Here is an 11,461-nt window from a genome sequence, read left to right as displayed (position 1 = left end):
GGACGGGATCGACCTCGTGGCCCGCGTCAGCAAACAGCTGGCAACATCACGAAAAGGCTACGAAGGCCTCGCCCGTCCCGGAAGAGACCGGATGTTCGGTTGTCGAGGAGATCGTTATTCAGGTCAGCCGACCGATTGGTCGACCGAAAAGCCCTGGCCGGTCGCGCGAACAGATTGCGACCTCCGCCGGTGGGACAACGCAACGACGACGGCGGCAGCGGTCAGGATAGCCGAGACCCACTCGGGTGCGGCGCCAATTCGAGTAGCCAAAGTGATGCTGGTGCGCAACGGCAGGTCCGCGACGAGGGCCGCCGGCACGAACAGCTCGCTCTGCTGCGACACCGCTCCGTCGGCGGTGACGATCGCGCTGACACCCGAGGTGGCCGCCACGACCAGCGCCCTGCCGTGCTCCACCGCGCGCACCCGGGACATCGCCAGTTGCTGATAGGTCATCTCGCTGTCGCCGAAGGTCGCGTTGTTGGTCGGCACGGTGAGCAACTGCGCGCCGGCCCGCAGCGAATCGCGAAAAGCCCGGTCGAACGCGACCTCGTAACAGGTCGCCACACCGATGTCGACGCCGGCGGCGCGCACCGTGCCGTCGCCGTCGCCCGGCACGAAATAGCCTGCGCGGTCGGCGTATTCGGAGAAGAGCCGGAAGAAGGAACGCATCGGCAGGTATTCGCCGAACGGCTGGATGATCTTCTTGTCGTGCCGGTCCGCAGGCCCTTCCGCGCCGTTCCACACCATCACCGAATTGGTCGTGGTGCGATCGCCGTTCACCAGGACGGCGCCCACCAGGATCGGCGCCTGGATCGCCTCGGAGGCCCGCGTGATCAGCGCCGCCGCGTCGGCGTTGCGCAGCGGATCGATGTCGGAGGAATTCTCGGGCCAGATCACCACATCCGGCTTGGGCGCCCGGCCCGCGGCGACATCCTCGGCCAGCTGCTCGGTGCGGCGGACGTGGTTGTCCAGCACGGCGCGTCGCTGCGCGTTGAAGTCGAGACCGAGGCGCGGCACGCTGCCCTGAATCGCGGCGACAGTGATCGTCCGGTCACCCTCCTCCGGGGCGGGCAGCGCGGACCGGAGTATCACTCCGGCGATCGGCATGACAGCCAGAGTCGCTGCCGCGGTGACGATTCCGGCCCGCGACGCCGCGCCGACCCGAGGTTTCGCCGCGACCGCCGGGCCGCTCCCGGACAGCGCGTCCGCCGGGTTCGGCGTGCCCGCGGCGTCCGTCGACTCGTGGTCGGCTACGACGCCTCCCGGCGCGGCGGTCGCGCGCAGTATCGCCAGTCGTTCGATCAACGCCGCGAGGCCGGTGCCCGTCAACGCCACCGCGAACCCGATCAGCGGCGCGCCGCCCACCGCGGCCAGCGACAGGAACCAACCGTCCGCTTGGCCGAAAGCCAGTCGCCCCCAGGGGAAGCCGCCGAACGGGAAGCTCGACCGAAACCATTCGGTGGTCACCCAGGCCAACGCCACCCACAGCGGCCACCCGGGCAGCCGTCCGATCAGGTTGGCCAGCAGGCCGAACAGCCCGAGGTAGAGCGCGCACGTGGTGGAGAGCGCCAACCAGGGCAGCGGCCCCACGTAGATTCCGGTCCACGGCAGCAGCGGCACGAAAAAGCCCAGTCCCGCCAGCATTCCGTAGCCGAAGCCGCCGCGCAGGCCGCCCGCGCCGCGCACTGTCGCGGTGAGCACGGCGATGCCGACCGGCGCGAGGAACCAGAACGGCCGCGGCGGAAAGCTGCCGAACAGAAGCAGTCCCGCGACCAGCGCGGCCACCGAACGCGCCGCGACGCCGCGCAGCCGCTCCGGTGCGCGGGAGGTGCGCGCCGAGCCGGGCACCGTCATGCCTCGAACAGGGTGACGCCGCGGTGCACGGTGCGCAGGCACCGCGGCGGCGCCGAATCCGGTTCCAGCGGTGGCAGCCCCGGCACGCGGGACCGCGGATCGGTGGACCAGCGCTGTACCGAGTCGGCGGCCGCCGCGACGACGAGATCGCCTGCCTCCCATACGGCGTACGAGGCAGGCGCGCCGGGCACGAGGGTGCCCGCGATGCCGTCGCGCACGCCGCCCGCGCGCCAGGCCCCGCGCGTGGCGGCCGCGAACGCCGCGCGCGGTGAGATGCCGTGGCCCGGCGTCCGGTGATTCGCCGCGGCGCGCACGGCCAGCCACGGATTCAGTTCAGTGACCGGTGCGTCCGAGCCGATGGCCAGCGACACACCCGCGGCGGCCATGGCCGCGAACGGATTCAGCGCGGCGGCCCGCTCGGCGCCGAGCCGGGCGGCGTACATGCCGTCCGCGCCACCCCATGTCGCGTCGAAAACCGGTTGCACACTGGCGATCACGCCCCAGGCGGCGAGCTTGCCGATCTGCTCGGCGTCGAGCATCTCGGCGTGCTCGACGCGGTGTCCGCGGGCCGCGACGGCCGGACCGCCGAGCTCGTCGACGACCCGCTGGAAGCCCGCGACCACCGCGTCCATGGCGGCGTCGCCGATCACGTGGAAGCCGGCCTGGATGCCCGCCGCGGTGCACGCCCGCAGGTGCGCGGCGATGGCCTCGGCGTCCAGATATCCGTTTCCCGTCCCGGGCGTGTCGGCATAGGGTTCGCGCAGCCACGCGGTGTGCGAACCGAGCGAGCCGTCCACGAACAGGTCGCCGCCGAGTGCGTGCACACCGAGTTCGGCGACCAGGGCCTTGGCTTCTTCCGCGCTCGTCACGGCCTCGCCCCAGTAGGCGCGGACCTCGACGCCGTGTTCGAATTCCAGCAGTTCGCGCACGTCGTCGCGGCCCGCGATGTCGGGTCCCGAGCATTCGTGGACGGCCACGATGCCGTGGGCGGCGGCCGCGTCCAGTGCGGCGCGGCGCGCGTCGTCGCGCCTGGCGCGGTCCAGGCCGCCGAGCACCGCCGAACGCACGAGGTGGTGCGCCGCGGCGCGCAGCGGCTCTCCCCTGGTGAACCCCGCGGTCGAGGTCACCTCGGGTACGGCGTCGAGCAGCGCCGAGGACACCGCGGCCGAATGCGCGTCGACGCGGACCAGGTACACCTGACGGCCGGGGCCCGCCGCGGCGTCGATCTCCTCGACCGTCGGCGGGCGGCCCTCCGGCCAGCGCGTCTCGTCCCAGCCGTCGCCGAGGATCGCGCCCTGCGGCTGGGCCGCGGCGTGGTCGCGCAGCGCCGCGAGGCATTCGGCGAGCGAGCGGGTTCCGGACAGGTCGAGTCCGGTGAGCTTCAGGCCGAGCGCCGTCACGTGCACGTGCGGCTCGACGAAAGCGGGCGCAACGAACGCGCCGTCCAGGTCGATGATCTCGGCGTCCGGATGCAGCGCCCGGCCGGGTTGTTCGGCGCCGAGCCACACCACCGTGCCGTCGGTGACCGCCATCGCGGTCGCGTCCGGTGAACTAGAGCTGTAGAAGCGACCGCCGAGCAGCAACTGGGTACCCACGGGTCACCAGTCTGCCGTATCCCGGATCCGGTCGATCACCGTGGACGGGCCCGTCAGGCCTGGCCGACCGCGCGACGTGCGTTGCCCTGGCCGTCGTCGTACCACTGCTGAACGACCACGCCGTCGATCACCTCGTCGCCGTCGATGACGACGCCGCGGTACGGCGCGCTGCGCACCAGGCGGCCGAAGCGGCGCGCGGCCAGCGCGGTGACGACCGGACGCACCAGCGTCCTGGTCGGCGGCAACAGCAACAGCAGGCCGAACAGCGAGGTCACCAGGCCGGGCACGAACATGAGGACGCCGCCGGTCGCGACCAGCGCGCCGTCGGCGACGGCGGTGCCTGGCGCGATCTCACCGCGTCCGGCGCGACGGAACTGTTCGAACACCCGCCGCCCCTGCGAGCCGATCATCAGCATGCCCGCGGCGGAGCCCGCGATGAGCAGCAGGATGGTCGGCGCGACGCCGATCAGCTGACCGACGGCGAACAGCGCGGCGATCTCGACGACCACGTAGAGCACGAACAGCAGGGCGGGCATGGCGTTCCTTCCGGACGATCTACCCCTACCAACGCCCGCCCGCGGTGTTTTTCTCCCACGCGCGGCTGATAGCTCGCTGAGATTCAGCCGCCGGGCCGCACCAGTCCGGTCTCGTAGGCGAGCACCACGGCCTGCACCCGGTCGCGCAGACCGAGTTTGGTGAGCACCCGGCCGACGTGCGTCTTCACGGTGGCTTCGGAGAGGTAGAGCTGCTCGGCGATCTCGGCGTTGGAGCGGCCGGCGGCGATCTGCTCGAGCACCTCGCGCTCGCGCGCGGTGAGCACATCGAGCACCGAGGGGTCGCGCATGCCCGCGGGATCGTCGGCGATGAGCCGGTCGAGCAGCCGTTTGGTGACCTTCGGCGAGACCACCGCGTCGCCCGCTGCCACGCTGCGGATGGCCGAGACCAGGTCTTCGGGCGGGGTGTCCTTGAGCAGGAATCCGCTGGCGCCCGCGCGCAGGGCGCCGAGTGCGTGTTCGTCGAGATCGAAGGTGGTCATCACCAGGACGCGGCAGCCGTCGCCCGCCTCCACGATGCGGCCGGTCGCCGTGACGCCGTCGACGACGGGCATCCGGACGTCCATCAGCACCACGTCGGGGCGCAGTTCCTTGGCCTTGCCGACGGCGGCGGCTCCGTTCTCGGCTTCGCCGATCACCTCGATGTCGGGGTGCGCGCCGAGCACCATCTTCAGGCCCATGCGCATCAATTCTTGGTCGTCGACTACGAGAACGGTGATCGGCACCGCTCCAATCTAGCGGTGCACGGCGACGATTCGGTTACCCTCCCGCGCGTCTCACGGGATTGTCGGCGCGCGTCGTTATTCTCTTGCGTTCCCTGTAATCGACTCTCGTGGTGGAGAGATGTGCGAACAGATTCGGCTTCTGGAGAACGCGATGATCCAGCAGCGCACGTGGACCGGCGGCCAGCATCGGGTCGCGGTCCTGGACCATCCGTTTCTGCGCCACCTGGCGCAACGGCTGGTGTGGCTGGGCTTCGACGAGCGGGCCAACCCGGAGATTTCCTTTCGGGTCGGGGCGGACGGCACCGCCACCGACCGTGACGGGCGAACGATCGGCGTCGACTCGGCGCGCATCGCCGTCGCCCATCCGCTACAGCTCGCCGAGGAGCTACCGCGCTGGGTCAGCCAGTTCACCGATCACGAACTGCGCCAACCCTTTCCGCAACTCGCCAGGGAGGTGCACGCACTGACCGAGCGGGAGCGGACGGCGACCTCGCTGGAACGCTTCGCGCACCGCATGGTGCCCACGCACGCGCTGCTGCGGCTGGAGAGCTTCGGCTGGCGCCGCGGCGCTCCGGTCGAAGGTGTCCACGATCACTTCTACCGGCCGGTCGAGGGCGATCTCCAGGTGCTGCTGCACCTGGACGACGGCATCGCCGTCGAGGATCCCGCGCCGGAGGGCGAGCGGGTCATCGAGGCGGTCGAGCTGAGTTCGCCGCCCGTGTCGCCGTGGTGGCGTCGGTGCGGGGACACGGCCTTCGGCGCGCTGGACCCGATCACCGCGAGCGAGGTGCTTCGCGAGCTCGCGGCGGTCTTCGACTGACTCGGGCGTGGGTCAGCAGTCCGCCCCCTCGGGCTCGAGCGGGATGGTCGCGCGTACCCGCCAGGCGCCGTCGGCGGCGCGCCCGACGTCCAGGGTCCCGCCGAGCACCGCGATGCGTTCGCGCATGCCGACCAGCCCGAGGCCGCTGCCCTTGATGGGGTTGGCCTCGGGCCCGTGCACCGGGACGCCGCCGGAATCGGTGACCTCGACCAGGACGTCGGTGTCCCGGCGCTGCACCCGCACCCATGCCTTCGGGTGGGCGCCCGCGTGGCGCAGCGTGTTCGTCAGCGACTCCTGCACGATGCGGTGCACGCCGAGGCTCACCTCGGGGGCGACGTCGTCGATGTCGCCGGTCAGCTCGAGCTCGACGGCCAGGCCGGTGCCGCGCATCATCTCGACCACCTTGGCGATACCCGCGGTGCCGTGCTGCGGCAGCTGGTCCGGCGCGTGCTCGGTGCGCAGCAACGCGACGGTGCGCCGCAGCTCGCGCAGCGCTTCGCGGCCGGTGCCCGCGATGGTGGTGATGGCCTGTTCGGCGCTGTCCGGGTCACGGCGCAGCGCGTACTTCGCGCCGTCGGCCTGCACGATGATGACGCTGACCGCGTGCGCGACCACATCGTGCAGTTCGCGGGCGATGCGGGTGCGTTCCAGCGCGACCGCCTCGTGGGTGCGCCGCTCTCTGTCGTAGTCGGCGACCGCGAGCCGGGCCGCGACCTCGGCGTCGTAGGCGTGCCGCGCGCCGTTGAACTCCGCAAGCGTCCAGCACAGCGCGTAGTACAGCGCGATGAACGCGATCGTCGACCAGACCGGCTGATCGAGCAGCAGGGTGGACAGCGCGGTGTCGAGCACCAGACCGGCGAGCAGCAGCATGCCCTCGCGCCTGCCGACGTAGGCGACCAAGGTGTACAGCATGATCCCGAGTGCGAGCAGCGCCGGGTGCACGGCCTTGTCGTCGAGCACATAGCTCAGCAGGGTGGTGCCAAGGGCGAAGCCGAGCTGGGTGGCGGCCATGGCCCTCGGGTAGACCCGGCGGAACGCGACGGGGATCGGCAGCAGCCCGCCGACCACGAGGTACACGGCCTTCTGATCGGTGTCGCCGATGGCCGTGAGGTCCAGCAGGAGCAGCCCGAACGCCAGGATCGAATCCGCAACGAGGGGCTTGCCGCGAAGCCACAGACTGAACCGGCGCATGACGGCCAGACTAAGGCGTACCTCGCATTCGCCGCGGCCACGCGGGTGCCGGCGACTTCGTCGGGCTGTTCCGCACCGTCCCAGGCAGCGGGGAAACATGGGACGTCTGGTTGTCTTGCAGCGTGGATCTCGCAGATTGGGCGGCGCTGGTGGCGGCCGCGACCGCCGCCGGATGGGTCGACGCCGTGGTCGGTGGCGGCGGCCTGATCATCCTTCCGACGCTGTTCCTCGTGGCGCCGGGCATCGCGCCGCAGACCGCGCTGGGCACCAACAAGCTGGCGGCGGTCGCGGGGACCACCGCGTCGGTGCTGACGTTCGCCAAGAAGGTGCCGATGCAGTGGCGGGTGCTGCTGCCCGCGGCCTGCATCGCCGCCGTGGCCGCGGCGGTCGGCGCCGCGGCCGTCTCGCTGATCGACCGCGACCTGTTCATCCCGATCGTCATGGTGGTGCTGGTGTCGGTCGCGATCTTCGTGACGCTGCGCCCGTCCATCGGCGTCACCATGGCGACCCATCCGCCGAGCCGTCGCAAGGTGGTGCTGGTGGTGGCGCTGGCCGCCGGGCTGATCGGGCTCTACGACGGGTTGCTGGGTCCGGGTACCGGCACCTTCCTGATCATCACCTTCGCCACCCTGCTCGGCACCGAGTTCGTGCGGGCCGCCGCGATGGCGAAGGTGATCAACTGCGGATCCAACGTCGGCGCGCTGCTCTTCTTCGGCCTCACCGGGCACATCCTGTTCGCGCTCGGGGCGACCATGGCGGTGGCCAACGTCGCGGGCGCGATCGCGGGATCGCGGATGGCGCTGAGCCGCGGCGCGGAATTCGTCCGCATCGTCCTGCTCGTCGTCGTGGTGGCGATGGTGATTCGCCTGGGCTGGCAGCAGTTCGGCTGAACGGCGCTCAGCCGACCGGTTCAGCGTGGGCCGTGCAGGTCGAGGCGAGCCAGGGCCGCAAGACCTTGGAGGTGGTCTCGTGGATCTGCCGGTGCAGCCGCTCGCCGTCCTCGGGCCCCGAATGCGGCTGCTGGAACAGCACGGTGAGCGCGCCGGAGACCGCGCCGACCACCGCGCCGACCAGGGCCGCGGCGCCGACCTCGTCGAGTTCGTCCGGGAACGCGGCGTGCAGCTGCCTGCCGATCTCGCGCTGCGCCACCAGCTGGGCGTGCGCCGCGCGTCCGCTCACCGCGGGCACGGTCCGCGAGACCTGGGCGCGAACCGCGGCGATGCGGGCGCCGAGATCGTCGACGAGATGCTCGCCCGGGTTGTCGCCCGCCGCCCGCAGCGCGCGCAGCAGCACCTCGACCGGACGCTCGCCGACGCGGCGGCTGGCGATCGCGGCCACCGCGAGCCGGACCCGCTCGTCCGGCTCGGGGAAGAGCAGTTCTTCCTTGCTGGCGAAGTAGTTGAAGAAGGTGCGCGTGCCCACCTCCGCCGCGGCGGCGATGTCGGCCACCGTGGTGTCGTCGTAGCCTCTGGTCTCGAAGAGCTCGACGGCGGCCTCGAGCAGAGCGCGGCGGGTACGTTCACGTTTGCGGTCACGGAGGGCGGATGGCGGCACGCGGGCACAGTACGGCATTCCGCGGCGCCGATGCGGTAACCCGGGTCTCGCGCGTGCCGCGATCGCGCACGTCAGGCCGGGCATCGGACGGGATCTTCGCTGTGCCGCTGGGTATTTCGCGAGAGATCGCGCACCGCCGCGGAACGGCGCGCGGACCGCTCGGCGAGTACCCGGTAGCGTTGCCGTGGTGAGCATCGCGACTTCCGAGGACGCGTCGGGTTCGGCGATCGACGCCGAATTCCGTGCGCTACCACTGTCCGCGCTGACCGACGCCGCGCTCGCCGCGGCCACCGCGGCGGGCGCCGAACACGCCGACCTACGAGTGCACCGTTTGGTCACCCAGTCGATCCGGCTGCGCGACGGGCGGGTCGAGGCGATCAGCAACGCCACCGATCTCGGCTTCGCCGTCCGCGTGATCGTCGACGGCACCTGGGGTTTCGCCTCGCATGCCGCGCTCACCGCCGACACCGCCGCCGAGGTGGCGCGCCGCGCGGTCACCGTGGCCAAGGCGTTGCGCGAGCTGAACCGGGAGCGCGTCGAGCTGGCCGACGAGCCGGTCTACGCGGGCGCGCACTGGGTCTCGGCCTACGATCTCGACCCGTTCGCCGTGCCGACCGCCGAGAAGGTCGCGCTGCTGCAAGACTATTCGGGCAGGCTGGCCGCCGCCGACGGCGTCGACCACGTCACCGCCTCGGTGTTGCAGGTCAAGGAGCAGACGTACTACGCCGACACCGCGGGCTCGTCGATCACCCAGCAGCGGGTCCGGCTGCACCCGCAACTGGAGGCGATCACCGTCGACTCGGCCGCGGGCGTCTTCGAGACCATGCGCACCCTCGCCGCGCCGGCGGGGCGCGGCTGGGAGTACGTCACCGGCGCGGACGGAATCTGGGACTGGGACGACGAACTCGCACGGATCCCCGGCTGGCTCGCCGAGAAGGTGAAGGCGCCCAGCGTCACCGCGGGCCCGACCGATCTGGTCATCGATCCCAGCAATCTGTGGCTGACCATCCACGAATCCATCGGGCACGCCACCGAATACGATCGCGCCATCGGCTACGAATCCGCTTACGCGGGCACCTCGTTCGCGACACCGGACAAGCTCGGCACGTTGCGCTACGGCACGCCGATCATGCACGTCACCGGCGACCGCACCGAGCGCCACGGCTTGGCCACCGTCGGCTTCGACGACGAGGGCGTGGCCGGGCAGCGCTGGGATCTGGTGCGCGACGGCGTCCTCGTCGGCTACCAGCTGGACCGGGCATTCGCGCCGCGGCTCGGGTTGGCGCGCTCCAACGGCTGTTCCTACGCCGATTCCGCGCACCACGTGCCGATCCAGCGAATGGCCAACGTCTCGCTGCGTCCCGATCCGGACCGCGACACCAGCACCGAGGAGCTGATCTCGCGGGTCGAGGACGGGCTGTACATCGTCGGCGACAAATCGTGGTCGATCGACATGCAGCGCTACAACTTCCAGTTCACCGGGCAGCGCTTCTTCCGCATCCGCAACGGCGCGCTGGACGGTCAGGTGCGCGACGTCGCCTACCAGGCCACCACCACCGACTTCTGGGGCGCGATGGAGGCGGTCGGCGGCCCCTCGACCTGGCAGCTGGGCGGCGCGTTCAACTGCGGTAAGGCACAGCCCGGCCAGGTGGCCGCGGTCAGCCACGGCTGTCCGTCGATCCTGGTGCGCGGCATCAACGTTCTCAACACCAGGACGGAGGCGGGCCAGTGAGCGAGCCGGGCATCGACACGGTGAGCGCGCGCGGTGTGGCGCCCGCGGGCGAGGTCGTCGAGCGGGCGCTCGCGCTCTCCCGCGCCGACGAGGCGATGGTGATCGTCACCGACGCGCACGAGGCCTCGCTGCGCTGGGCGGGCAATTCGATGACCACGAACGGCTCCTCGGTGTCGCGGGACTGGGCCGTGATCTCGATCTTCCGCGACGGACCGCACGCGGCCCGGGTCGGCAGCGTCAGCTCGACCAGCGTCGACTCGTCCGAGATCGAGGCGATCGTGCGGGCCAGCGAGGCGGCGGCGCGCACCGCCGAACCCGCGAAAGACGCCATGCCACTGCTGGAATCGGACGCGCTCGCTCCGGACTGGGCGGACGCGCCCGGCAGCACGGGCATCGAGGTGTTCGCGGATCTGGCGCGTGACCTGTCGGCCGGTTTCGACGGCGCCGACCAGCTCTACGGCTTCGCCCACCACCAGATGCACACCACCTGGCTCGGCACCTCCACCGGCATCCGCCGCCGCTTCGTGCAGCCGACCGGTTCGGTGGAGATCAACGGCAAACGCGGCGCGGGCGCGGAGGTGGCCAGCGCGTGGGTCGGTGTCGGCACCGCGGATTTCACCGATGTCGACACACCGGGTCTGCTCGCCGAGCTGAATCGCCGTCTGGACTGGGCGGGCCGCCGCGTCGAGTTGCCCGCGGGCCGCTACGAGACGCTGCTGCCGCCCTCGGCGGTCGCCGACCTCATGATCTACCTGGCCTGGTCGATGGAGGGCCGCGGCGCGCAGGAAGGACACAATGCCTTCGCCCGCGCGGGCGGTACCCGAATCGGCGAGCGGCTCACCGACATTCCGCTCACGCTGTACTCCGATCCCACCGCCGCGGGTCTGGAGTATCGGCCCTTCGTCGCGACGCCCGCTTCGTCGGAGACGCTGTCGGTCTTCGACAACGGCCTGTCCGCCGAGCGGGTGGACTGGTTGCGCGAGGGCGTCGTGGAATCGCTCGTCTATCCGCGCGCCACGGCGGCGGAGTTCGACGTCCCCGCGACCGTGCCCGGCGAGAATCTTTTGCTCACCGGCGGTTCCGGCGCGAGCCTGGACGAGATGATCGCGCGCACCGAACGCGGTCTGCTGCTCACGACGCTCTGGTACATCCGCGAGGTGGATCCGGCCAGCCTGCTGCTGACCGGTCTCACCAGAGATGGCGTGTATCTGGTGGAGAACGGAGCGGTCACCGCGGCGGTGAACAACTTCCGTTTCAACGAGAGCCCGATCGATCTGTTGCGCAGGACCACCGAGGCGGGCGCGACGCAGACCGCGCTGCCCAGGGAGTGGAAGGACTGGTTCACCCGAACCGCCATGCCGCCGTTGCGGATTCCGGACTTCCACATGTCCTCGGTCAGCCAGGCCACCTGACACACGACGCCGGGCCGCCCGCGT

The 11,461-nt window shown here is 71.2% G+C and carries 10 protein-coding genes; 4 read left to right on the top strand and 6 right to left on the bottom strand.

The window, feature by feature from the left end; all coding sequences use genetic code 11:
- Positions 1-123: 123 nt before the first annotated feature.
- The 4 genes from lnt to FB390_RS19740 form a co-directional block, all read right to left on the bottom strand.
- Complete coding sequence (gene lnt / locus FB390_RS19755) at positions 124-1,854, bottom strand: apolipoprotein N-acyltransferase (RefSeq protein WP_141810262.1); 1,731 nt, start codon at positions 1,852-1,854, stop codon at positions 124-126.
- A complete protein-coding gene (locus FB390_RS19750) occupies positions 1,851-3,449 on the bottom strand; it encodes an amidohydrolase (RefSeq protein ID WP_185757094.1) in 1,599 nt (532 codons plus the stop codon). The genes lnt and FB390_RS19750 overlap by 4 nt, the downstream gene beginning before the upstream one ends.
- Before the next feature lie 53 nt (positions 3,450-3,502).
- Positions 3,503-3,985 carry an FxsA family protein gene (locus FB390_RS19745; RefSeq protein WP_141810261.1) on the bottom strand — a complete coding sequence of 161 codons (483 nt, stop codon included), beginning with the start codon at positions 3,983-3,985 and terminating at the stop codon, positions 3,503-3,505.
- Positions 3,986-4,068: 83 nt separating this feature from the next.
- Complete coding sequence (locus FB390_RS19740) at positions 4,069-4,728, bottom strand: response regulator (RefSeq protein ID WP_067791887.1); 660 nt, start codon at positions 4,726-4,728, stop codon at positions 4,069-4,071.
- A gap of 118 nt (positions 4,729-4,846) precedes the next feature.
- Between FB390_RS19740 and FB390_RS19735 the strand changes: the two genes are divergently transcribed.
- Positions 4,847-5,548: a DUF4132 domain-containing protein gene (locus tag FB390_RS19735; RefSeq protein WP_141810260.1), complete on the top strand. Its 702-nt coding sequence runs from the start codon at positions 4,847-4,849 to the stop codon at positions 5,546-5,548.
- Positions 5,549-5,560: 12 nt separating this feature from the next.
- On the opposite strand, the gene FB390_RS19730 is transcribed toward FB390_RS19735, so the two are convergent.
- Positions 5,561-6,739, bottom strand: coding sequence for a sensor histidine kinase (locus FB390_RS19730; protein ID WP_141810259.1), 1,179 nt, complete (start codon positions 6,737-6,739; stop codon positions 5,561-5,563).
- A gap of 122 nt (positions 6,740-6,861) precedes the next feature.
- On the opposite strand from FB390_RS19730, the gene FB390_RS19725 reads away from it, so the two are divergent.
- Positions 6,862-7,629: a TSUP family transporter gene (locus FB390_RS19725; protein ID WP_141810258.1), complete on the top strand. Its 768-nt coding sequence runs from the start codon at positions 6,862-6,864 to the stop codon at positions 7,627-7,629.
- 7 nt (positions 7,630-7,636) lie between these two features.
- Here the strand turns inward: FB390_RS19725 and FB390_RS19720 are convergent, their stop codons facing one another.
- Positions 7,637-8,293 (bottom strand): TetR/AcrR family transcriptional regulator, encoded by a 657-nt coding sequence (locus FB390_RS19720; protein ID WP_246124107.1) that lies wholly within the window; start codon positions 8,291-8,293, stop codon positions 7,637-7,639.
- A 187-nt stretch (positions 8,294-8,480) separates the two neighbouring features.
- Here FB390_RS19720 and FB390_RS19715 point away from each other — a divergent pair, with 187 nt between their 5' ends.
- Both FB390_RS19715 and FB390_RS19710 read left to right on the top strand, forming a co-directional pair.
- On the top strand, positions 8,481-10,025 hold the full coding sequence (locus FB390_RS19715; protein ID WP_141810257.1) for a TldD/PmbA family protein: 1,545 nt from the start codon (positions 8,481-8,483) through the stop codon (positions 10,023-10,025).
- Positions 10,026-10,120: 95 nt separating this feature from the next.
- Positions 10,121-11,437: a metallopeptidase TldD-related protein gene (locus FB390_RS19710; RefSeq protein WP_185757263.1), complete on the top strand. Its 1,317-nt coding sequence runs from the start codon at positions 10,121-10,123 to the stop codon at positions 11,435-11,437.
- Positions 11,438-11,461 lie beyond the last annotated feature (24 nt).

The organism is Nocardia bhagyanarayanae (assembly GCF_006716565.1).
Taxonomy (GTDB): Bacteria; Actinomycetota; Actinomycetes; order Mycobacteriales; family Mycobacteriaceae; genus Nocardia; species Nocardia bhagyanarayanae.
The sequence above is the reverse complement of the archived record's forward strand: the minus strand, read 5'-3'. Positions and strand labels throughout refer to the sequence as shown.

Excerpts from the sequence above, each read along its gene's own strand:
- lnt (WP_141810262.1), bottom strand. The coding sequence starts at position 1,854 with ATGACGGTGCCCGGCTCGGCGCGCACCTCCCGCGCACCGGAGCGGCTG.
- FB390_RS19730 (WP_141810259.1), bottom strand. The coding sequence starts at position 6,739 with ATGCGCCGGTTCAGTCTGTGGCTTCGCGGCAAGCCCCTCGTTGCGGAT.
- FB390_RS19745 (WP_141810261.1), bottom strand. The coding sequence starts at position 3,985 with ATGCCCGCCCTGCTGTTCGTGCTCTACGTGGTCGTCGAGATCGCCGCG.
- FB390_RS19735 (WP_141810260.1), top strand. The coding sequence starts at position 4,847 with ATGTGCGAACAGATTCGGCTTCTGGAGAACGCGATGATCCAGCAGCGC.
- FB390_RS19710 (WP_185757263.1), top strand. The coding sequence starts at position 10,121 with ATGGTGATCGTCACCGACGCGCACGAGGCCTCGCTGCGCTGGGCGGGC.